Consider the following 23,617-nt stretch of genomic DNA (forward strand, 5'->3'; position numbering starts at 1 on the left):
TAAAAATTAGAGGGAAAATGAAGCTTGTTCAATTTTAAAGTAATATTAATAGATTTTTCCGTTTTCATCACAGTAAAATTCAATGGTAAATCTCTTCTCAAATTGAGCGTTATTTAATTCAAAAATCCCTTCTATTTGAATACTAAATGTTCGCCCGTCGTCAATTAAAGCTGTTTTATAGGAGGTTTGCTTCCACGTTCCTGATTGCGTTTTTATTAGTTTTGTAGAAACATTTTCAACAGAAGAAAACATTTGGCGTTTGCGAGATGCATTATATTGTGTTTCAAAATCCCCTGTTACCTCCACAGTTCTTAAAATATCAGGGAAGTACATATAGGTCTTTTTAGTTGTACTACCGTCTTCACTCGTAATTACAGGTTCTGGTGTAATCAGGTAATTATTAATTCTTTCTCGTTCTGTGGCTAAGTGTTGTTTCACCCAAGATTGAATGTTCTTTTCAAATTCTTCAGGTGAAATCCAATATTCATCTTCGAAGTCTTCAATTGGTCCAACAGCAATGTTTAAACCTGATTTCAATTCCATCGCTTCTTCTATAATTTTTACATATTGCTTATAGTACTGCTTTTTCATTTCTTCTGTAAGCGGTGGAAGTGGTTCTCCAACTGTATCCTCTTGCTCATCAGGAATAGCTAGGGAAGAATCCGTTGGCGATATATTTTGCTCCACATTTTGAATAGTAGGTATGAGACTGATTCCAATTAGGAGAACCGCAAATATTGAAACCATTAAAGGCTTCCATTGATATTTAGGTTTGTGAGATTGGTGTAATTTAGCCTGAATACTCGCTTTATCATTCTCGGATAGCTTAATAGATGTAGGTATAGATTTCTCAAGTTCATTTTTAATATTCATATTCTAAATCACCCTCCTCTATCGTAATTTTTGCTAATTTTCGTCCTCTGGCTAACCTTGTTTTTACGGTGTTAGGTGAGCATTTTAACACTTCAGCTATTTCTGCTATTGATAATTCAACATAATAATGCAGCCAAATCACTTCACGATATTTAGTGGGTAAAGAATTGACTAATTGCCCTATAGACTGATTCTGCTCTTGTTGTAAAATATCCAGTTCTAGGGAGTCTCGTTTTAGCCAGTTTTTCATTTTCTCCGTCACTTCAACTTTTTTATAATGCCAGCTTTTCAAATAATTTTTGCATTCATTTACGGCTATTCGATATAAATAGGTTTTAGCGGATGAACGTCCTTCAAAGACATCGATGCTTTTATAAAATTTAATAAAAACCTCTTGTACAAGATCCTCTGTCTTTTGTGGTTCTTTTACATATGTATAAATTAATCGCTTTAAATAATCTCCATGCTGATTCATTACTTCATAAAGCAATTTTTCTTTCTCATTAGGTGTCATGACGATCCCTCCCCTCTTATAACGTTAGACAAGGCTAGGAATGAACTGGTTTCATTTAAACTAAAGGAATATCCTCTCTTTTAATATGATATAGTGTAATTATGGTTAATTTTTCTAAATAACTGAAAGGGGCTATAGAATGGAAGAGATTTTAACAATTACGAATTTAACGAAGAGTTATGGAAACAAGGAAATCCTGAAAGGAATTGACCTTCATGCAGCTAGAGGTGAAATCATTGGTTATATTGGCCCCAATGGCGCTGGTAAAAGTACAACTGTAAAACTTATTCTAGGGCTAGAAGGTGATTATGGTGGCGAAATTAAGCTCTTTGGGAAAAGCATAAGACAAGATCAAATTGATTATAAACGGCGAATTGGTTACGTTCCTGAAATCGCTGATGTTTATGATAACTTAACAGGCTATGAGTATTTAACCTTCATCGGCCAGCTATATGGATTAGAGCTAGAGGAGGCGGCTGACAAATCCAAATCACTAATGGAACTGTTTGGAGTTGGTGAAGCGTACCATTCTAGAATTTCCTCTTATTCTAAAGGCATGCGTCAAAAACTACTAATTATTGCAAGCCTAATACATAATCCAGACCTGCTATTTTTAGATGAACCAATCAATGGCCTAGACGCAAACAGTGTCATGATTTTTAAAGAAATCTTAACGCAACTAGCTGCGAACGGAAAGACTATATTTTACTCATCCCACATTATGGATGTCGTTGAAAAAATCAGTAGCCGTATCATTCTGCTGTATGATGGAAAAATCGCAGCGGATGGAACATTTGCCCAATTACAAGCAGATAATACCGAAGGAACATTAGAAAGGATTTTTAACCAGTTAACAGGATTTCATGAACATCAGGAAATCGGAGAAAAATTTGTGTCCGTCGTTCGAGGAGGACGATTATGACAGATTTCAAAACGCTACGATTGCTTGATAAATTCCGATGGCTTTTTATAAAAATGGGCATTGATTATGGCATGATGAGAAAAATCCTCCATATAAAATTAACGATGGATGAACGGAAAGTACCTACCCTATTTAATCAAAACAAAAAGAAAGACAATCAAAAGTACGGCTACATTAAGTCTCTATGGATTTATATGTTATTCGGGCTTATACTTATCCCGCTTATGGGATTTGGTCAAAATTTTCTATTTCAGATGAGTATTGCCTTTGCAATGATCATCTTTTTGATTATGACTTCATTGATTTCTGACTTTTCTTCTGTGCTTTTAGATATACGAGATAAAAGCATACTTTCAACTAAGCCTATTTCGGCTAAAACAATTAATGCAGCAAAATTTATGCATATTTTTATTTATTTATCTTATTTAACATTGGCCCTCACAGCCATCCCTCTAATAGTCAGCCTTTTTACTCAAGGGATTGTATTTTTTATTTTAACAGGTCTTGAAATTCTATTAATGAATTTATTTATAGTTGCCATCACAGCCATTTTATATATTGCCATTTTACGCTTCTTCGATGGTGAAAAGCTGAAGGATATGATTAATTATGTACAAATTGCTTTATCTCTAATGCTGATGATTGGCTATCAAGTTCTTATTCGATCCTTTGAATTCGTCAATTTAGATATGGTAGTGTCGTTTCATTGGTGGAACCTCTTCTTAATACCGATGTGGTTTGCTGCGCCTTATGAACTCATACTGCATGGTGACACATCCTTATTGACAGCCATTTATACCATCTTAGCAGTGATTGTACCTATTATTTCAATTTGGATCTATATTAAACTCATACCAACCTTTGAACGTAATCTCCAAAAACTGCTAAGTACAAGTAAATCTAAAAAGGAAAAGAATAATCGACTAAAGTCGTTTTTATTAACCATTGTATGTAGAACACACGAGGAACGAGCTTTCTATCGCTTCGCAACTCTGATGATGAAGCAAGAGCGAGAGTTTAAGCTAAAGGTCTACCCATCTTTAGGTTTTTCATTTATTATTCCCTTTATTTTTATGTTTACTTTTAGCAGAGGGGAAGAAGTCGATTATGCTAGTAGTATAAGCTATTTAAATATCTATTTTAGTATGATGATTATACCATCCGCTGTCCTTATGCTTGGTCACTCTGCTAAATATAAGGCCGCATGGGTTTATAAAACGCTCCCGCTTAAAGATTATACAGATTTACAAAAAGGTAGCTTAAAGGCATTTTTAATTAAATTGTATACTCCGTTATTTTTAGTACTAAGTATAGTCTTTAGCTATATTTATGGTATTCGAATTATCCCTGATTTACTAGTTGTTTTGATAACAAGCTGGTTATATACCATCCTTTGTTTCGTCATGATGACAAACAAATTACCCTTTACCAAACCCTATGATGAAGTTAACGATGCACAAGGCTGGAAGATTCTTTTATTATTGATTCCTTTAGGCTTACTTGTAGGGCTTCACTATTTGATAGCTCAGATAACATACGGCGCTACTATATATTTCATTGTGCTTTTCTTCATCAACATCTTGATATGGAAACTGGTTTTTAAATCGGAAAAATAACCAAAAAAACGGCTCAAATCCTATAATAGAGTGGGATCAGCCGTTTTTTCCATGCTATAGTGTTTAAAAGATAAACGCAACGATTTCTTCCTCACCGCTTTTCATATCTTTTATTTTATACATATTTTGATTGACCTCGTTATCCCCTAATACAATAACCTTCGGCGTGTTTTCACGATTGGCTTTTTCCATCGCCTTTTTCACTTTTTTCCCACTTAGCTCAACTTCTATCTTATATTTTTCTCGCCGTAATGCAGTTGCTAGCTTTAGTGCCTCTTTTTCTGTTCCCAGAGGAATTATATAAATATCCACGCTAGGAGCGTTTTGCTCTATTTTTCCCGATAGCTCTAATGCTGTATAGATGACATCTAAACCAAATGAAATACCAACAGTAGCATAGGTTTGATTTGTCTCTAAAAGGCCACCAATCGCATTGTCGTAGCGTCCCCCACTACCAATACTTGAGCGGATTGTTCCATCTGCTAAAAAAATTTCATAAATTGTTCCTGTGTAAATTTCAAGTCCTCTTGCTAAAAATGGATTGAAAATACATTGCTCACTTATTCCAAGTGCCTCTAAATAAGAAGTTAGTTCCATTAATTCCTGTAAACCTTGTTGTAAAAAGACATTCTCGGTCGCGAATCCTTCAAAATACGCCATACTTATTTGAGGACGTTTCTCTAAAAAGTGTTTTATTTTATGAATACTATTATCTGATAACCCCAATGCCTTCAATTCTATGAGCATTGTTTTCTCGTCTATTTTTTCAATCTTATCTAACGTTAAAATGACGCGATTCATTTGATCCTGTTCAACCTCAAATAATTGCAGCAAACCGACTAAAAGCTTGCGATTATTAAATTGGAGATTAATTTTCAATTTAAGCTGATCAAAGGCATCTATCGCCATCATCATTAGCTCCGCCTCAGCAGCCTGTGATTCTATTCCAACAATATCAACATCACATTGTGTAAATTCGCGAAAACGACCAGCCTTAATCGGGCCATCTCGAAACACTTTGCCAATCTCATATCGTTTAAATGGCATAGCAATCGCTGGATTCATCGCTACAACTTTTGCAAATGGAATTGTTAAATCATAGCGTAACGCTAAATCTCGCTCACCTCGATCTGTTAATGTATACATCTCCTGTAAAATCTCAGCACCACCACCATATTTAGAAGCCATCAGCTCTGTATAGTTAAGAATAGGTGTTTCTAACGGCTTGCAGCCATAGGCTATAAATGTATCTTCTAACGTACGTCGTATCACACGACGAGTAGCCTCCTGCTCTGGTAAGTAATCTTGTGTTCCTCGAACATTTTGGTAGTCCATTTTTTTCATCATCATTTCCTCCTCATTTTTAAAGCAATAAAAAAACCGTATAACGATAAAGCTTCAAATCAGCTTTATTTATACGATTACATGAGAAATAGTCTTCCTATTCAATATTAATAAGTTAATAAAGATAGCAAGACTAGTGATGATGATGATGTTTTATTGTGAATGATTGGACAAGAGTAATGACCATGTTTATTCCCCCTTTTATATTAAGGGTTACTATAAGACACACCCAATAAAATGTCAAACTTTTTCTAAAATTCATACAGTATTTTTTTCATTTTTTCTAGAGTAGCTAACATTTTAGCTAACTCTTCAGTTGTTAAGTTAGCCTGGTACTTTTTCGTAATCTGTTGATTAAAGGCATCAACTTTCTGTTTATATAATAGACCCTTCTCACCCAATTCAACAGAAAAGGCACGCTTATCCTCCTCATGCTGCCTTTTCACTATATAGCCATCCTGTTCAAGCTTGGTTAATTGCTGACTCACTGCACTTTTTGTAATAGCCATTTTATATGCTAGTTCTGAAGGTGTGCAGGATGGATGACGCATCACTAATGTTAAAAGAACATATTGCTGATTATTTAAGGAGAAATTAGTATAAGCTCTTTCCATTTTCTCAAGCATGATCCAAATATATTCAATGTTTTTATTTATTTGCTCCGCTACCTGGTTATTCTTCATTTTTTTGAGTGTCACCTTTTTCTCGCCATTTTTTAGGATTTAGATAGCTTTTAAATTTGTTGGCTACTTCTTTTCCAACAAGTAAAGCACCAAGCCAAAATAAGATTTCAGCCAAAATAATACTTCCTGGTATAATTCCTGCCTTTACTTTTGTAGGTATCGGTGTGAAAGGTGTAATAATTGGGATTAACCATAAAGAAAGTGAAAAGATAATAATACCTAATCCAAGCTTATAAGCAAAAGATTTTTGTGTTTTTTCGTTAGAGGTCATGTATCTTCTCCTGTAATAATTAATTTATTTAAATTAACTAAACTATATGATACATTTCTTTTTATGTAAAGCTCTTTAATCTTTATAACAAAAATCCCATCTATTTGAATAGTAAAGAGTCAAATAGATGGGGTTACTAATTTAGTTATTTTCCAAATGTAAGGGGTATACGTAGCTCATCATTTGGCTTGTTAGTTAAATATTTATAAATGAGAATTTCTAGCTCCTTCTTGTCAAAATTCTCATAAACATCCATTCTTTTGTTATTTTCAAGAATGCCCATAAATTCAGGCGTTCCATAGATTTTTTCTTTATCCTCTAAATAATAGGTTTGATTGACTCCAGCAAACCCTGAATCAGGGCTTAATGATTCCACATAGAGGTTATTGTCCTTCATATAATAAGTCCATGAAATTGGGTACCCTGCTATATTAGATGTTACACTTTGAGGCTTTGCTGATATGTTCGTTAATTGGATTGAATTGTCGTCTCCGTATAAACCTTCAACACGGTTCTTAGCAACGAAAGTTAAAGGCTGATTTTCCAAAGAAGCTGCATTTAGTCCAGTTATTTCAAAGCGTAGCTCTGTTTCATTAGGATTTCCATCCTCACCCGAAATATACCCAGTCAATAAAGTTCCACCTACATCCAGTTGATAATCCATATAAGGGAAAGTTTCATATTTTTCTTGAGTAAGAATCAATCGAACTTGGGTCGGTGTAACCGTCATTTCATGAATTTTAGTTCCACCAGGCACATTGTCAATTGGAATATCTAGTACTTTCTTAAATGACGTATTTTCCAGTTGTTTTTTAGAGAGATTTAGTTCCATATTCCAAGTACTTTCTTTTGTTTCTAGTATGCGATTATAAGAAATTTGGAATTTAGTTCCCTCTTCTTGTAAGGCTTCAGACTCGAATAGTTGCTGGCTAAAATATTCTCCTTTTGCTCCCTGTTTTCCCATGAAAGATCTTTTCCCTGTTTCAATTGCATCATTCGTATTATTAATCGCCTCAATGAATATCCCTGTATTTCGGACTTTTAAATCTGTAAGTGTAACTGCCGTTTTAAGCAATATTTTACCCTCATCTTGTGCAAAAGATTGAATAGACACCGTGTCAACTCCGTCCTTTTGAATAGGAAACACTTGCGTAGTTAAGTCATTAGGATTATAGTCGATAGAATATTTCTTATCGCTGATGAATTGAATATTCTCCATCATAAGCTCCACATCTGTCATCTGTCCTTCAGCAACCCAATCCGTTTCAAAATAACCCTGAAAGGTACCAAGCTCCTCATTCCAAGAATGTGTATAATTCCCTTCAATAAAGTTACCCTTTGAATCTTTCAGCCTAGTATGTTCAAAACCTATATCCTCTCCATCCCAAGAGGCATCAGGTTTCAAACTATACAAAAGAAAGGTTCTGTTATCATCGATAAACGCCGTATGTACAGTTAGCGTAAACCCATCCTTCGTAACAGATTGTTCAATCGTCTGCCCTAAGCCTTGATCTAATGCAGACTGAATACCAGCTCTATAAGAAAGAATAGTTGACCAATCATAATTCAGTGCTGCGTAGACAGGTGTAGCCATTAGAGCGACGGCTAATCCTGCAACCAAAACAAATCTCTTTCTTTTTCGAGGTAGAACTTCGATCGGTTCATCTACCATTTTTAGTTCATCCTGCTGGATACTGTTCCACATTTGTTCAAAGTCAGGATACTTTATGTTATGGTCTGCGTTCATCTCTTTTTTCCATTGCTTTTCAATGCGTTCCAAATTGATTCTCTCCCTTCAACCATAAATTTTGATTTTGTTCTAGTTTTTTGCGCATGATTTTCAATGCCTTATGGAGTCTCGATTTCACTGTTCCCACTGGAATCTTTAGTGTTTCCGCAATTTCCACTAATGATAACTCACCAATGTAGCGTAGGGTGACAACAGCCATTAACTTTTCTGGTAGCTGTCTGAGTAGTGTCTCCCATTCCTCCTCAGCGGCCTTCTCCAATACAATGGTGTCTACAGATTTAACTGATGCCGTAGTTTGCTCCTGTAGCAACTGTACCTGGCTCACTTTTTTTAACTGAGCCTGCTTTCTTTTAAGCAAATTTAAACATTGATTCATCGCAATTCGTAAAATCCAAGCACGTGTATGCTCTACACTTCTCCAATCCTGACGAAAGACGGTGACAAATACGTCATGGCAGAGATCTTCCGCATCTTGGGCGTTCCGTAGCATGTAATAACAGGTACGGTAAACATCTTTGTTGTATGAATCGAATAATTCACGTTCTGTCAATTCAAGGCACTCCTTTCTGATGGTTCTACGTTATAAACAAATGGTTACTAGAAAAGGTTCATTTTTTTAAGAAATTCATATACGTACTTTTTTAATTTAGTGTTTATGTAAAAAAATCAAATTAACATGTGCAAAATAAAAACAGATGGCAATATAGAAGTCCATTATAGAACATCTAATCCATCTGTTTTTGCCAACTGGGGAATGGTAAGTGTAGGCAATATCATAAATCACATTTGATTTTTCAAGAAACTAATTTTAAATTTCGCCTTTTTTTCTTGCTGTCATTTCATCTTTCATTTCCTCTTTTAAAGCTTCAATTGACTGTTTACGTCGCTTATTTTTTTCCTTTAGCCTGTTACTTTCTAGAGGATCTGCAAATTCCATACTCATTTCTGCCTCCTGCACTTTCTCTTCAGTATTTTTAACAATATCACGAATGCGTTCAACATTATTGGATCGATCATCCGGTTTTCGATGTCTTAAATTAGCCATGTTAACCTCCTCAAATTGTGACATAAGGTTATTTTGGAATGATTTTATCATTATATGAGTGCTAACTTTTACTAAAATAACATCCTTTAATCGCTATCTGTCCAATAATTCTACCTTCATTAGAAGCAATTAAGTTTCGCCATTTAATAGCCTGACAGGACTTTTAGACAAGCTCTTCCTTCAAACCTTCATAGGCAGATTTTGAATGCATAAATACATATAAAACTAGAGAGATGAAAGTTGCTACGATTCCAAAGGCGATGCAGACCATTTGTAGGGAGAGCCATTCCGCTAGCAATCCTAAGGCTAACGTAAAGACAATCTGTAGCACATTAATGACCATTGTGGAAACACTACCAAAACGGCCCATAATTGATGTGGGTACACTTATTTGATAAAAGGTGCTGTAGCCTGCATTACAAAATGACATACATATTCCTAATGCTATAAAGCTAACAATCGCCATTATCACATTCGGTGAAGAGTAAAACAATGTATAGCAAATTGTGGTCAAAAGCAGACCATAAACAATATATTGTCTTGTTGAAAACCTTTTAGCATAGCGAGCAGCCATTGCTCCACCAATTATTGCCCCAATCCCAGCGATACTAACGATGACACCGTATAGACTATCTGAAGCTTGTAGGTTTTGTTTAATAAATGTAGCTTCCTGTGAGTCTAATGCAAAGGCAATCATCAATGCACCTTGAAAATAAAGAAATACTTTGGCAAAGACTTGCTCTTTTTTAATATAAGCGTAGACAATACCATAATCCTCTTTTAGCATCCTCCAAGTAATAGGTTTTCGGTGCATGGCCTGATGATCTTCTACTGCGGGAAGCTTAAAAATAGAGAGCGCGCAGATAAAGAACGTCAATGCATTAAACCAAAACGCTACGTATACATCGGAAATGGCAATGATAAACCCAGCCAATGCTGGCCCAATTAAAAATGAGCCTGAGCTAAACATTCCTAATATTGCATTAAAGGATTGTTTATCTTCGTCTGGAATATATTTTGAAATATAATAGGTACTACTTGGTCCAAAAAAGCTACTTGCTATATTAGATAAAAATAATACGCAATAGATGAGCCAAATAGAGGACGTAAAAGGTAACAATAAAATCAATATGCCACGAATAATATCACTATAGATCATTAATTTTTGTTTATTCGATCGATCAATAATGGAGCCTGCAAAAAAGCTTGTTAAAATTCGAGCAATCGGTCCTACAATAAATATACTCGCCATAGCAGTAGGCGACTCTGTTAAATGCCAAACTAATAAATTGAGGGCAACTAGATTTACCCAATTTCCTAAATACGAGAAACCAAAGCCAAATAGAATGAGCCAATACTTCCTAGCAATGCTCATAAGTCCCCTTTCTATTATCTAAACGAATGATTGGTCTTTTTTTACATAAAAGTATCTCTTTAGATAATCATATCTATTGAAGAATATCGGTGCAACTAAAAATAGCAACCCTTAGCTAAGTTCATCGCTTTGGGTTGCCTTTTTAGTTTTTCTTTATTGATAAAATGGCTTTACCTTGTAGCCGTTTTTCTCTAAATGATAGCGAATATTTTTATCAATTAGGAAATGACCTGAACCAACAACAACAAAGTACTTACCTTCTTTTTCTTCCAGTACATTCATGATTTTCTTGGCCATTTGTTCATCACGTAGACCAAATAGCATTTCATTAAATTCAGATGATGTACCTTCCATTGCTTGGAAGCTTTTTGCAAACTCTTCAACATTTCCTTGCTTCCAGCTTGTAAACCACTCTTGAAGTACTACAGATTGATTTTCTTCCGATGGATGAATAATACTATCCAGTACAGCGACTAATGACTGCTCCTGTGCCTCTGGTGATAATCCTTCAAACATATCAACCTGTGCTCTTGTACCTTCTAATTCAATTACTGGCTTTTGCTGCAACTGTGCATTTAATAAAAAGTAGATATCGATACCGTGCATAGCCATCTCTTGAGGTGTCATACCAAATGAATCGTCCATAGCTAGCATCGATAATGCACTCGAAAGCATCCACGGCTTTTGAACTGTTAGCTGGTCCATTGGCAGACCATAAAGTTTTGCTACTTGTTCAAGCTTCGCATATGTTTCTGGTGCAACAGCATCTTTCAATGTTGAGCCATCTGTATACATTGCTTTCTCCGAATAGTATTCTAGTGCTTCCGTATCCAAGATATTCGCCTCTACTAACAGTGCATCCGATTCATCAAATGCCGTTACTAATTTTTTATCGAATGGATATAAGTCTGGTGTTCCTAAATGAATAGAACCTAATAAGTAGATAAGCGTATCCTCGTCCTCTACTACCCAAGCAACCCCTTTAGATCCTTGCTCTGCAAGTGCATATGTACTCTGAATGAAACGAATAGCTAGCAAAACAGCCTGTTGAGTGGTTGCCTTTTTCTCTAGCTGCAATCCATTTGGAGAGCCTTGTAATATATGTTGCTCTTTCATAAATTGAACAGCATCTGTACCAACAGGTAAATCATACCGTGCCACAATATTATACAAGCGATTGACAATATCACCACGTGTATTATCGTTTTTCACACTTACTGGTTTGTATTGTTTATTTTCAGCTAAGCCTAGAGAGGCAATCTTCTTTTCTGTTAAAGCTAGTAGTTCATTTACTTTGTCCACTGGAATTTCCTGAAGAAAACCATCGAAGTACCAATCAGTTGAGTAGACCCCGTATTTTTCGCCCTCATTTAATGTTTCTATTGCCCATTCGCTTATCGACGGTACTAGGGGTGTTGTTTGCTCTTCAGCATGAATCACAGGGACAACTGTCGTCAGCATTAATGAGGCACCAAGCAACGCTGCACCCGTTCGTTTCATCATCTTTTTCATCAAATTCTTTTCTCTCCCTTTTCCTATTTTATGTATCAGTATCGTATGAAATTATACCATATACTCTCCAACTATTTTATAAGTAAAAGTGCAAATATTTACAAATATGTATTGACATTTCTCTATTTTGAAATAGTTATGAAGAGGTTGAATTTAATAAGACGATGACAAATTAGTATGTCATCGTCTTTTTTGTTTAATAGGTAGAAGGTTTATTGAATAAATTTAGGATCTACTATACCTAAACCACTACCTTCCAGTTCAAACTTCACCTTTGAAACTCCATCTAATTTAACATGAACCTTTACCTTATCTTTGATTGCTCCACTATCAAAAACTAATTTACCATCTGCGTAAATTTTCAAGAAACCTGCTCCGAAGGAATTAGCTGCTAATTTTTTAATTGGTGCCAAATAGGTTTCGAATCCCTTGTAATTTCCATTGGCTAAGTATTCCACTGCATGGTCTTGAACTGCGCCTCCTCCATGATAACCACCGAGCTGATAGGATCGCTCAAATTTTTCACCTGTACTAATAATGACAGAGCTTGGATTGTGGAAGAAGTGGTCTTCATCACTTCCAATAGGTTTTACATCTTTTAAAGCGATGAATTTTGGAACATCACCAATATAAACGGATTTTGTTTTCCCATCCCATGTTACTTCTTCACCTAAAGATTCAGCAATAAATCGCATTGGGACATATATTGTGCCTTGATAATTAAATCCAGATTGACCTTCTGGCGGTACTTTCTCAACCTTATCTACATAGTAATTAATTGGATCCTGAGACACGCTAATCTTTTTCAGGTCACTTGCTGCTTCCGTTGTTGAAAAGTAGGTAAAAGTCAAACCTCCTACTATAAAAAAACCTAAGTAACTAGTTATAATAAATAGCTTTTTCATAAAATCACTCCTTAAAATAAACATAGATATATGTAATTATACCAGAAATTTCATACAGGCTTTAAAGATTTATATCAGGATTATTTTTTGAGCAATTATACGATTAATGGCAAAAACTCGATCCAGCTAATGTATCGAGTTTTAATTTTTGATTATTGAATAATTTTCTTCTTTAAAATAGACGGTAGTACCTCTAACAACCGTTCACGTGTAATGGGATCACAATGATTCCATGTAAAATCTATGAAATGAGTCTTACCTGGAGCTAGTTCGATTAACGTGGCGATTTGTGGACAGTGCGTAATCGTTAGTAATTCTTTTGGGGAAGACAAGATAAAATTACGCTCTCCAGCATAGTGATTTATTTGATGCTGCTGAATTTCTATCCATGCTTGCCCTTGCTCGATTAGCAGCATTACCTTAGGAGTAGGACGAAAGCTAAGAGATTCATACAAGCTGGCAGCCAATCCAGTCTGACACATAACATAATATTTAGTATCTAACTTGAGATAAACAGTCGCCGTCTCCCCAGCAACATAAACATCTGCTAATTGCCTACGTAACAATCTTACTTTGTTCTCATATGTAGTAATCCACTTCTCTGCCGCTTTACTCCGTTCAAATAGTTTAGCAATATATCGTAACCGCTCAAATAGACTAAGCTTGCTACTCAGTATAATAGTAGGCGCAATTGCATCTAGTTTCTGCAAATCATGTTCAGGATGAAAATAGCTAAGCAATAATAACTCTGGCTGCAGCTGTGCTATTTTATCCGGATCGACCCAATGCCCAATACTATGAATGTTCCTTAATTTATTGTGATAAACCACGTTATCTTTCATGATTGAGATGGCCGCTCCTATAGGGGGCATGCCTAGAACAAGTAATTCCCCAAGTGTAAATTTGCCATCAGTCACAATACGTGTTGCATCTTTAGGAACATGAATCTTTCTACCAAATGAATCGATAACTGTTCTTTCTGGAGTATAAAGGTGAATGTTTGCATATTCACGTGGGGTGTTTCCAGTTAATTTATGAAAGCATCGACTAAAATAATATTCATCCTTAAACCCAATTTGTCGAGCTATTTTTCTCAATGGCTCAGTGGAATTACTAAGAAGTTTTTTTGCCTGGTTTATACGTACATGAGTCAAATAATCAGTCGGCTTTTTACCAGTCAATACTTTAAACTTTTGACTATATTGCCATCTTACCATTCCAGCCATGTTAGCTAATTGTTCAACTGTCAAGTCCTCATCATAATGCTGTTCTATGTACTGTACAGTTTGTTGAACCAATTTTGTCTTTTCTTCGTTCTGTAACAGGTTAGCTTGTTCATCTAACTGAACCATCATAGCTAGAATTTGCTGAAGTCTACCTTGCAACATGGCCATTTCTAATGTGGATAGAGAGGAACAAAATCGATTATTTATCCATGCTTCATTTCCTAATACCTGCTTGACTTGAGAAAATAACAGATGATAGGGATAACCATAAAGCAAGGGTGGATGAGCAATTCGGTTCAAGGTCATTCCTTCTACCTCAAAGGTTTCAAAGGTAAAGCGAGCAAGCTGTGCCTCTTTGTTTCTTGACTCTACCGTGTAGCTTTGTACAGGTAAAATGAGCGTGCAGCTTCCTTGTCGTAGATCGATTGCCATTTTGTCTACATATAGTCGTATGTCAGGACTGAGTGCTATCAATAATGTACATAAATTTGTTTCATGATTATTTATTCCCTCATTATGGCTATTAGCTGACATTATTCGGTCAACTTGAAATCGATCATAGTGTTGTAGTCTAATATATAAGGATGACAGATTCATAAGCAACTCTCCAAACATTGAAAATGATTCTCATTATCGTTATTGTAACATATAATGACCCATTATTAACGATTGTTCGAGTATGTGCTATTTAGAATACTAGCGGTTTAAAAATTGATTGGGCGGATACATTTTTTACTGTTTGCGCATCCACGCTGGTAGCTTTTGGAACAATTGCTCCAAAGCTAATAAATTATCTGTATTCCATTCATTAGGAACAACATAAACTTTTCCCTCTTTGACCGCAGGCAAAGTTCCCCATATCGGGCTTTGTAGCAACCGATCAGCTTCTGCTTCACTTTCACTATCCTCTTGTACAATGACAAACAAATGATCACCAGCAAACTCAGGAAGCACCTCTTCAGAAACCTCTAGGAAAGATACCCCTTCTACATCAATAATCTTCTTCTGTACTGCTGGTGGAACAGCAAAGCCATTTTTTCCATAAATAATAGCACCTAGGCTACGATCACCCATGACATAAAGCGTCTTACCTAGCTGATAGAAAACTGTTGCAGTCTCCCCTTCTGTTAATGGAAACTTGTCAAACATTTCGTTAGACTTTGTTTCAAACTTAGCAAGCAATTGAGCTACTTCTTCCTGCTTGCCTAGGATATTCCCCATCTCTTTTACTCGTTCTGTATAAGGAAGAGCAGGGTTAAAGGGAATCGTAGTAGCAATTTTTGATAATTCTTCATTAAGATTTGGATCCGCCTTGTAATAGCCATTAATAATTAGATCAGGTTTTAAAGTCAAAATCGTCTCTAAGTCAGCAGGATTACCAATATCAACGATCCCTTCAAGTTTGCCTTCATAGTAACTAGGAGAATCTTTAGGTAGATTATTACCAACAATCGCAATATCCATCGCCAAGAAATCACCAACTGTCTGACCAATATAAACGACTCGTTTTGGATCTGCAGGTATTTCAACCTGTTCACCTGTAATCGTTGTATATTGAACAGCTGTCTCACTTTCCTCTGCTTGCACATCAGATTGAGCATTTTTCTCGTTTTCCTTTTCCTGCGCCTCAGATGTGTTGCTATTAGAACTACATGCCGCTAATATCAATAGCAACAGGAGGAAATTCCCCCATAGTATAATTCGCTTTCCTATATACTTCTTCATATTTGTTGCCCCTTTCTGATTTATTTTTAATTGAAAATGATTATCATTTACAGAGTTATTATAGATTTTATGAAAGGGCGAAACAATGAAAAAAACGCAATAATTTATTTGGATAAATGTCAATAATCAGGATTATGATAGCCTTTTGGTTTTTTATCTTCAGGTTTAGTGAAGAATTATTCATTCGTTTTCGACTATATGATCTATTTAGAGCCTCAAGAGGGAAAATGGTGAAATTTAAGCGTAAAAATTAGCTCCCTATAGAAACAAAAAAGAAACCATTTTAGTGGTTTCTTTTCATCTCAACAAACTTGTTGATTAGCTATACTATTTGATTTCTTCAGCGAGCTCTAAAATAATTCCTTCTGGCCCACGAACGTAGCATAATTTATAGGCGTTTTCGTACCTATAAATGTCACTAATACGTTCTGCGCCCTTCTTTACCAATTTGTTAACGAGGGCTTCAATATCTTCAACATTGAAGGCAATATGCTGGATACCCATAGTATTTGCTAGAGGATGCTGGATGCCTATTTCACTTGATGGCGCGTTAAATTTTACAAGTTCAATATTCGCCTCACCGTCTGGTGTTCGCAACATTAATATTTCTAGATTTGCGTCACTAGCTGACGTTCGCAATTTTGCAGCGTCCTCTTTAATATCTTGAAGCCCTATTACCTGCTCCATCCTCTTCACCCATTCACCCTCCACTTTTCCTTCCCCTATCACCTCAAGGCCAAAGTCAAGAAAAAATGCTTTAGCTGAAGGAAGATCATTGACGATTATCCCCACATGATCAATCTTACGGATTTTCATATTTCAAACCACCTTTCTCCTATTGAGTAATTTATTTTAATTCCAGAATAGCTTCCCAAGTGCTTAATCGAAAGGTTAAATACCTTTAGTGCCGTAATTAATAGCTATCGTTCATTAAGTAGTATAGGCGAACTCATGGTAATTTTACTGAACTTACCAAAACAGCAGAGGAGGGCCGGGTTTGAATCTAGCTTAATTTCTTGATTATACTATAATTCCAAGGGATTTTAGAATTTATATAAGTCTTGGATACCTACCGTGCATCGGGAGGCTTTTATATATTAAAAATATAAAAAACCCCCATTAGATAATCAGATACTTTGTTTATCAAACAGGGAAGAATTAGCCGATTATTTATGTGTAGTGACAGCCTTAACTTTTAATTAAATAAAATAATAATTGTTATATAATGTTAATAAATTTCGTTAATCACCCGATGATAAAAGTGTGTTACAGATAATATAAAAAGGGCAGATATATGAAGATGCTTGAATACTATGAAGAGAGAGGTGTATTAAAAGATGGTTTCTATGGAAGATATGAGTATAAGGTTAACTATCCTTCAAGGAGCTTACGGATATAAAGGTTTTACGGAACAAACTGGCGTGAATATGTATAAAACTGATTTGAAAGCTTTTCAAGAAACAATAGAAACTGCAAAAGAACCAATTAATGCTAGTAAAGTTTCAAAGTTATCATCCGACCAAATTAAAGTGCTCCAAGGTGCCCCAAGTGGTAGTTGGTTGATTCCTTTACTGAGTAGAATGGGGCAATTAGGGATGATGGATTTACGTGAGGGACTAGTGAACCCCAAAATACTTCAATACACTTCGACAATGAATGCTTATAAAAGATCCATTTAAGCTAAGTGAAATAAAAGGCATTAACGAAAAGGTTTTTGCCTTTCTATTTGCTATGTAAATACAAAAGGTCAATATATGAAGCGGATGTATCATGACAATGTCCGCTATCTCCTTTGAAACTTCTCCTAATTTTTATTTTTTTTCCTCCTTATAGTTTGAAAGAGTTCAATAAAGGTTATATAACACTATAACAAAATATTTAAAATACAAAATTAGGAGATGGATAGTATGAGTTTCATTTGGTTTTTAATAATTGGCGGGCTTATCGGTTGGCTTGCAGGTATAATTTTAGGTAAAGATATCCCAGGAGGAATTATTGGTAATATTATTGCAGGTATTATCGGTGCATGGATTGGTGGTATGCTTCTTGGAAGTTGGGGTCCTAAAATTTCGGATTTCTATATCTTCCCTGCCCTTATTGGAGCAGTTATACTAGTTTTCATTTTGAGTGTAATTCTGAAATCATTGCGTAATGCTTCGTAAGCTAAATAGATCTCTTAATTTGTTTCTATACGATTAAGTGAATCAGATGTAACCAATAATAAATGGTGACTGTGCTTATAACAAAAAGGCGGCCTCCCACATCATATCTGTGGAGAGCCGCTTTTACTTTGTTCTTAATTAACTTAATAATCCACCGCTCCGTGAATTCAATTAGAACAGAACAGCCTATACAACAATAGTGCCTGATTGGGGAAGCCCATGCCATACAAAGCTTGATTATTAATGTTCTATAAGTGAGATCCTCCACTTGCATCTAGCAATTGACCAGTTACCCAACGGCTGTCTGAGGAAGCAAGAAAGGCGACAATATCTGCCACATCTTCGGGCTCTCCCCATCTGTTGAAAATTGAAAGACCAGCTGCATATTTTTGTCCATCAAGGTTTTTCAAAGTCTCAGCATTCATCTCTGTATTAATAATTCCAGGCTGGATGGCGTTTACCGTAATATTCCGGCTTCCTAATTGTTTGGCTAGAATACGCGTAAATGTGTCGATTGCACCTTTGGACATACTGTACGTGAAAACACTTGGTGAAGCTACACGTGTTACAAAAGATGAAATATTAATAATACGTCCCCCATCTTTTAAACGTGGTAAAGCTTGCTGAGTAACAAAAAGTGGTGCTTTAATATTTATCTTCATTACCTCATCGAATGATTCTTCCGTCGTCTCTTCTAAACTGATAATTTGACCAATTCCAGCATTGTTGACAAGAATATCGAATCCGCCACCGCCCGTATATTCCCGAATAGTAGCATCCAAGGTAGTAAATAAATCTTGAATACCATCTAAAGTACTAAGGTCAGCACCAATCGCCAAAGCATTTCCTCCGCTTTGTTCGATCTGGTGAACAACTGCTTCTGCCTCATTACGTCTTTTCCCATAATGAACGACGACAAAGGCTCCCTCTTGTGCCAGACGCAATGCAATACTGCGGCCAATTCCTCGACTTGATCCTGTAACTAAAGCGATTTTGCCTGCTAACTTACCCATGCTTCCATCTCCTTGTTCAAACATAGTTAGATTACATAGAGAATTATATCAAGGAACATTATTTGAAATGTTGCTCTCCTATTCGGTTTCAAGGGGTGTTTCGTTATGGATAAAAACACCCCTTTAGATTAATAGTATCCAAAGGGATAAAATGGTGTAATTTTTTAACAAACGGTATGACTTTATTTAAAACCAAAAACACATGGCTTTGGAATAAAGATTGATTAAAATGAAGGTACTCTTTTTAGATAAGTATGAGATTTTTATAAAAAAGTTTGATCATTTTTCAGCTATGTTGTTCAACAATTGCGCCCGATTGCTGAGTACCTTATTGAAGATAAGCTCCGGTTAGTTTAAGTACATTTATTCACATTTAAATGTTTTACTAAGAACATTCAGTCCACTTATTACAGGAACGTTGCTTGGTTAGTAAGTAAACGTCTACATTATTATTGAAACACTCCCACTAGTTGAATATTTCAATAGCCTTAGTGATTTTTTCCCTTTCTTTCCAATCCTCTTTGTTAAGGGTGTAATGAAAATGAATTTGGTCTTCAATTTCAATTTCTCCATTAATACGAAATCCGCATTTTTGAATAACTTTATTTGAGCCTAAATTGTGAGGTAGAACAACTGTATTAAGTAGCTCTACATCTGTATTCTCAAACAAATATTTTATCAATCCTTTTACTGCAGTTGTTGTGTATCCACGACAACTGTATTGCTTTGAAATTGCATAAACAACTTCTCGGTTTGGTTCACTCAGCTCTTCTTTAATACCTGTATTGCAGAAACCAATAAATTCTCCAGTTTCCTTCAATATAATTCCCAACTTCAAATAATTAGCACTACTAATATTAGGTACAGCTAACAAAAACTTTTTATTGTCTGGTATTTCATAATTCGTGACCCAGTTTAATCGTTGTTCTTTTGTTGAACGCCAATCTGGCAGAAAATTATAAACTTCAGGTTGTGAAGTAAGCTCATAAATAGCATCAGCATCTTCAATTCTAAATTATCTCAGTAATATGTCACCACAATCTATTGTAAATAAATAGTTCATATCTATCCCCTTCCTATTCCTTTGCCAATATTCATTTTGCACAAAAAAAATTCCTTAAGTAACAATGTCCGCCCAATACATACTTCCACTTCAGTTCAATAATCTAGATATACTACGTCTGGGTCTCAAAAATTAATTAGCTGGTTCCCCTTACCTTTTATAAGAGTTGATTAGATTATATCTGACTTACATTACTTGAAAAAACCTCAAACTTATTTCATAAAAATAAATAAGCCAATGCGGCATAAAACCACATTGGCTTAATTTAAAAATTTGTTCTTTTTCTTTTTTCTTTTAATACAATTCTTTGAATACTTTTTGATGACAAATAGTATTTTTCACACAAAGAAGCTATATTCAACCCAGATAGATAATCATTATATATATTAGAATTTCTTAGATCCAATTCTCCTCTGGTTGCAGTACTGGACCCCCAACTCTTTTTACTATCTTTTCTTCGTGGGATATAAATATATTCACCATCAACATATTTCTGTATTAACTCCACCAACTCAGTTGGAAGTATATGCTTTGCTTTTTTATAGCTCATTTTTGCACTCCTAAATTTTTAATATTTCTTTTAGGAAGAGCAAAGGCTACTTTCAATTATTTTATTATGCAATAGCCTTTGCTATGCAAAAATAGTAATCCTTCTCATACACTCAATCCTCCTTAGATTTTTAGATTTTAATACAATTTCGCTTTACATTTAATACATATTATACCATATATAAAGTTAATTTAATTCAATCGTAATAGGTTCAAAATCAATTCGTTTATTATCACTTTGACTATTACTTACATGAGCGAATGGATAAAATGTAATCGATGTTGCCTCGGGATCTAGTCCATGAATTGTTGCATTCCATGTGATATCTTCACTCGAATCCCCATCCTCCGTGCCAGATCCACCATTATATGGAACTTCATATTTATTGCCTAAATTATCAATCGCTCTCAACTCGGCCTCAACATAATTCCATCTTTCATGAACAGCAAGATCGATATCTTGTGAGTAGTTAATCGTTAAATTAACGTCTGTTTTGATTGCATCGATTAGCTCCACCGTTACACCCTCTTTGTTTACTTGCTCATTAATTATGATCTGTTTTCCTTCTAGCTTGCTTAAAGAAAATTCAAAATACCAGTCGCCTTTCATTACTTTCCCCCCCGAATAAATTGCTTGAGGACTCCATTCTATATTCACTTTATCTTGTTTTTTATCACGCATAGACAACGTCATCATTCCTACATAGCCAACACCATTCACATACCCTCCTTCATAGCTTCCATTCACTATATTCGTTGGCAGCTTCTCAAAAGTCGGGGATGAGCCAAAATCTTCTTCGGCTCGTATAACATATGAAAGAGTTACTGTATTGCCGTCGTAAAATGCTTTTTCAATAATTATTTCAATTCCGTTGCTTTCCTGGACTACACCAATATCTGTACTAACCTCTTCATATGCTTGATAGTAGTCTTCCAGTTGGATAAAATAGTCGAATGCCTGACCAATAATCGGGATTTTCGTTACAAAGTTAGCAAATGCAGGTGATACGAAAGCAGATGAAATGAGACCCATCGTTAAAATTCCCACAGCAGCCGTATATTTAACTATTCGTATAAAGGGGAATTTCCGTTGCTTCTTCACCTGCTTAAAAGCGTCAGCCAAAATAGCATCTAATTCTTTAGAAGGAACAGAAATTTCATTCATTGCCTCCTTAAATCGGTCTTGTTCGTTCATCTATGTACGCTCCCTTCAATGTCTTTTTGATTTTCGCTAACGCTCTTTTGCCGTTCGATTTGACTGTACCAATCGGTTCGCCAAGTACCTCTGCTATTTGTTCGAAAGTTAAATCCTCATAATATTTTAAGAGTAGGACTGTTTTATATTTTTCATCTAATTCATAAATGGCATCCAATAAATCCAGCTTTTCATCAGATGTTGCGATTTCAGTGGAGAGAGTGTTAAATTTAAATTCATCAATTAAAATTACGTTCTTTTGTTTTTGGAGTACACTTAGTGATGCATTGATACAAATTTTCATCAGCCATGTCGTGAAATACTTTGGCTCTCGTAGCTGATGAACCGACTCAATTGCCAGCAACACCGTTTGCTGGAAAACATCCAAAGCATCCGCCTCATTTCGAACATAGCTATAAGCAGTCCTGTAAAGCTTCTCTTTTTCTTGATTCAGCAAAAACAGCAGTGCTTCTCGGTCCCCTCTGATTGATTGTTTTATTTTCTTTTCGTTAACCGCCATCCTTTTCACCACCCTATCTATTAGAGAGCCGTCCATCAAAAAAAGATGCACTTTTCTAAAATAAAAAGGACGTATTCAAATTAATAAGTCCTTATTAAGTACTTTTTTATTGAGTTAGTTGAAAAAAGCCGCACGTGTTGGTTTGGAATAAAGATTGATTAAAATGAAGGTACTCTTTTTAGATAAGTATGAGATTTTTATAAAAAAATTTGATCATTTTTCAGCTATGTTGTTCAACAATTGCGCCCGATTGCTGAAGACCTGTAATTGTATTAACAATATTCAAAGTAAAAAATCCAAGAAATGTTAGTTTAACAGGATTTCTTGGATTTCGGTCTCTAATCCTCTACTTGAATGGAATATCAAATTGTGAAAGACTCGGACACTTAACACAAATTAAAGGATTTGATTTATATTGGAGATACCCTTCCTTGGTCGCTGACGTATACTACAATTATTTTTTGTAATTTATAGTCTTTGAAATTTATACTAAAATTTATTATAGCTACTAAAAAATTATAGAAAGGGTGTTAAAATGCGAGGTATATCTTTCGAGATTAAAAATGAATATGGCAAGTTTTTATCTGATATTTTATCAAATATAATTAATCCTTCTTGGTATTGGTCAGTAGGTCCTGGAGAGTCTTACAAAAAAGAAAAAGGAACACTAGGTTCAGAACTATTTCCCCCCAGTGTTATTTTAAATGGTCAATCATTCTTAGAATATATATCAACTGATGAATATTATTTAATATTTACTGACCTAAAAGCTTTTCCAAATATTGAAGAGGTAATGGAAATTAAAAGTTATGAAGATTTTTTAAAAAGCACTTGTGAACTTGCACTTCTAATTATAGACTCATGCTATGTATCAATTTTTTCAAAAGATGAGTCAACTATTCATAAACTTTTCGAACGTGCAACAAATTTTCATTACACTAATATTAAATATATCACTAATGAAAATGATACACATACCAGTTTGACAGTATGGGGATAAGTGAATGAAATCTAAACTATCCCCATTGTAAAGGACATTTTTAAAAAAGCTAGGCAACTTGTTGAAGCTACTGTCTATACTTTGCAGGCGGCAGCTTTTTCAAATGCCATTGCTCTCAAATATAACGCTTAATTTCTTGTTTGACTTCTTCTAATGTTTCACATTTCTCGATATTTGTTTCGTCTTTAAAATGCTCAAAATTTTTCTTGTGGCGTATTGTCCCAACAGTTCCTGCGCTTGACATGGATTGCCCTAATCCGATTTTCTTCACAAGTTTCTGGAATTGTGGATTGGTATAATGGAATCTTCTGTTAAATGGTTTTATACCAATTAATTCAACATCTAAACCAGCAT

24 protein-coding genes and 1 pseudogene are annotated in these 23,617 nt (G+C 35.2%); 5 read left to right on the forward strand and 20 right to left on the reverse strand.

Annotation, left to right across the window (positions count from 1 at the left end):
* Nucleotides 1-45: 45 nt before the first annotated feature.
* A complete protein-coding gene (locus tag JIN86_RS15415; protein WP_004225271.1) occupies nt 46-873 on the reverse strand; it encodes a hypothetical protein in 828 nt (275 codons plus the stop codon).
* On the reverse strand, nt 863-1,387 hold the full coding sequence (locus tag JIN86_RS15420) for a sigma-70 family RNA polymerase sigma factor (protein WP_004225272.1): 525 nt from the start codon (nt 1,385-1,387) through the stop codon (nt 863-865). Before JIN86_RS15420 ends, JIN86_RS15415 begins: the two co-directional genes overlap by 11 nt.
* Before the next feature lie 139 nt (nt 1,388-1,526).
* On the opposite strand from JIN86_RS15420, the gene JIN86_RS15425 reads away from it, so the two are divergent.
* Nucleotides 1,527-2,309 carry an ABC transporter ATP-binding protein gene (locus JIN86_RS15425; protein ID WP_016992797.1) on the forward strand — a complete coding sequence of 261 codons (783 nt, stop codon included), beginning with the start codon at nt 1,527-1,529 and terminating at the stop codon, nt 2,307-2,309.
* Complete coding sequence (locus JIN86_RS15430; RefSeq protein ID WP_202342333.1) at nt 2,306-3,925, forward strand: hypothetical protein; 1,620 nt, start codon at nt 2,306-2,308, stop codon at nt 3,923-3,925. Before JIN86_RS15425 ends, JIN86_RS15430 begins: the two co-directional genes overlap by 4 nt.
* Before the next feature lie 63 nt (nt 3,926-3,988).
* Here JIN86_RS15430 and JIN86_RS15435 read toward each other — a convergent pair whose 3' ends face one another.
* From JIN86_RS15435 to JIN86_RS15490, 12 genes are all read right to left on the reverse strand, one after another.
* On the reverse strand, nt 3,989-5,269 hold the full coding sequence (locus tag JIN86_RS15435) for a histidine--tRNA ligase (protein WP_202342334.1): 1,281 nt from the start codon (nt 5,267-5,269) through the stop codon (nt 3,989-3,991).
* A gap of 251 nt (nt 5,270-5,520) precedes the next feature.
* The gene (locus JIN86_RS15440) at nt 5,521-5,952 is read right to left on the reverse strand and encodes a MarR family winged helix-turn-helix transcriptional regulator (RefSeq protein ID WP_202342335.1); all 432 of its coding nucleotides are present in this window, start codon (nt 5,950-5,952) and stop codon (nt 5,521-5,523) included.
* A complete protein-coding gene (locus tag JIN86_RS15445) occupies nt 5,942-6,223 on the reverse strand; it encodes a transporter suffix domain-containing protein (protein ID WP_103118974.1) in 282 nt (93 codons plus the stop codon). Before JIN86_RS15445 ends, JIN86_RS15440 begins: the two co-directional genes overlap by 11 nt.
* A 145-nt stretch (nt 6,224-6,368) precedes the next feature.
* On the reverse strand, nt 6,369-8,003 hold the full coding sequence (locus tag JIN86_RS15450; protein ID WP_202342336.1) for a DUF4179 domain-containing protein: 1,635 nt from the start codon (nt 8,001-8,003) through the stop codon (nt 6,369-6,371).
* Nucleotides 7,990-8,523 (reverse strand): RNA polymerase sigma factor, encoded by a 534-nt coding sequence (locus tag JIN86_RS15455; RefSeq protein ID WP_202342337.1) that lies wholly within the window; start codon nt 8,521-8,523, stop codon nt 7,990-7,992. The genes JIN86_RS15450 and JIN86_RS15455 overlap by 14 nt, the downstream gene beginning before the upstream one ends.
* A 258-nt stretch (nt 8,524-8,781) precedes the next feature.
* On the reverse strand, nt 8,782-9,018 hold the full coding sequence (tlp, locus tag JIN86_RS15460; RefSeq protein ID WP_004225290.1) for a small acid-soluble spore protein Tlp: 237 nt from the start codon (nt 9,016-9,018) through the stop codon (nt 8,782-8,784).
* A 163-nt stretch (nt 9,019-9,181) separates the two neighbouring features.
* The gene (locus JIN86_RS15465) at nt 9,182-10,393 is read right to left on the reverse strand and encodes an MFS transporter (RefSeq protein ID WP_202342338.1); all 1,212 of its coding nucleotides are present in this window, start codon (nt 10,391-10,393) and stop codon (nt 9,182-9,184) included.
* Nucleotides 10,394-10,546: 153 nt separating this feature from the next.
* Complete coding sequence (locus JIN86_RS15470) at nt 10,547-11,905, reverse strand: TraB/GumN family protein (RefSeq protein ID WP_004225293.1); 1,359 nt, start codon at nt 11,903-11,905, stop codon at nt 10,547-10,549.
* Between the two features lie 212 nt (nt 11,906-12,117).
* Complete coding sequence (locus JIN86_RS15475) at nt 12,118-12,810, reverse strand: stalk domain-containing protein (protein ID WP_004225295.1); 693 nt, start codon at nt 12,808-12,810, stop codon at nt 12,118-12,120.
* 152 nt (nt 12,811-12,962) lie between these two features.
* The gene (locus JIN86_RS15480; RefSeq protein WP_202342339.1) at nt 12,963-14,633 is read right to left on the reverse strand and encodes a helix-turn-helix domain-containing protein; all 1,671 of its coding nucleotides are present in this window, start codon (nt 14,631-14,633) and stop codon (nt 12,963-12,965) included.
* Between the two features lie 135 nt (nt 14,634-14,768).
* Complete coding sequence (locus JIN86_RS15485) at nt 14,769-15,761, reverse strand: ABC transporter substrate-binding protein (protein WP_202342340.1); 993 nt, start codon at nt 15,759-15,761, stop codon at nt 14,769-14,771.
* Between the two features lie 327 nt (nt 15,762-16,088).
* On the reverse strand, nt 16,089-16,577 hold the full coding sequence (locus tag JIN86_RS15490) for a VOC family protein (protein WP_202342341.1): 489 nt from the start codon (nt 16,575-16,577) through the stop codon (nt 16,089-16,091).
* 521 nt (nt 16,578-17,098) lie between these two features.
* Here JIN86_RS15490 and JIN86_RS15495 point away from each other — a divergent pair.
* Entirely contained in the window at nt 17,099-17,440 is a 342-nt protein-coding gene (locus JIN86_RS15495) for a hypothetical protein (protein WP_202342342.1), read from the forward strand.
* Nucleotides 17,441-17,668: 228 nt separating this feature from the next.
* Nucleotides 17,669-17,923 (forward strand): GlsB/YeaQ/YmgE family stress response membrane protein, encoded by a 255-nt coding sequence (locus tag JIN86_RS15500; protein WP_004225307.1) that lies wholly within the window; start codon nt 17,669-17,671, stop codon nt 17,921-17,923.
* A 248-nt stretch (nt 17,924-18,171) separates the two neighbouring features.
* Here the strand turns inward: JIN86_RS15500 and JIN86_RS15505 are convergent, their stop codons facing one another.
* The 5 genes from JIN86_RS15505 to JIN86_RS15525 form a co-directional block, all read right to left on the reverse strand.
* Complete coding sequence (locus tag JIN86_RS15505; protein ID WP_004225310.1) at nt 18,172-18,936, reverse strand: SDR family oxidoreductase; 765 nt, start codon at nt 18,934-18,936, stop codon at nt 18,172-18,174.
* Between the two features lie 466 nt (nt 18,937-19,402).
* On the reverse strand, nt 19,403-19,945 hold the full coding sequence (locus tag JIN86_RS15510) for a GNAT family N-acetyltransferase (RefSeq protein WP_370568705.1): 543 nt from the start codon (nt 19,943-19,945) through the stop codon (nt 19,403-19,405).
* Between the two features lie 319 nt (nt 19,946-20,264).
* Complete coding sequence (locus JIN86_RS15515) at nt 20,265-20,549, reverse strand: CD3324 family protein (protein WP_107894599.1); 285 nt, start codon at nt 20,547-20,549, stop codon at nt 20,265-20,267.
* 186 nt (nt 20,550-20,735) lie between these two features.
* The gene (locus JIN86_RS15520; RefSeq protein ID WP_202342343.1) at nt 20,736-21,743 is read right to left on the reverse strand and encodes a DUF4179 domain-containing protein; all 1,008 of its coding nucleotides are present in this window, start codon (nt 21,741-21,743) and stop codon (nt 20,736-20,738) included.
* A complete protein-coding gene (locus tag JIN86_RS15525) occupies nt 21,721-22,263 on the reverse strand; it encodes a sigma-70 family RNA polymerase sigma factor (RefSeq protein WP_202342344.1) in 543 nt (180 codons plus the stop codon). The genes JIN86_RS15520 and JIN86_RS15525 overlap by 23 nt, the downstream gene beginning before the upstream one ends.
* Nucleotides 22,264-22,798: 535 nt before the next feature.
* Here JIN86_RS15525 and JIN86_RS15530 point away from each other — a divergent pair.
* Nucleotides 22,799-23,263, forward strand: a complete 465-nt coding sequence (locus tag JIN86_RS15530) for a DUF2691 family protein (RefSeq protein ID WP_202342345.1) — start codon at nt 22,799-22,801, stop codon at nt 23,261-23,263.
* Nucleotides 23,264-23,381: 118 nt separating this feature from the next.
* On the opposite strand, the pseudogene JIN86_RS15535 reads toward JIN86_RS15530, so the two are convergent.
* Nucleotides 23,382-23,564, reverse strand: a pseudogene (locus JIN86_RS15535) (IS3 family transposase); the annotation flags it as partial.
* Between the last annotated feature and the right edge of the window lie 53 nt (nt 23,565-23,617).

Source organism: Lysinibacillus sp. HST-98, from assembly GCF_016757845.1.
Lineage (GTDB): Bacteria > Bacillota > Bacilli > Bacillales_A > Planococcaceae > Lysinibacillus > Lysinibacillus capsici.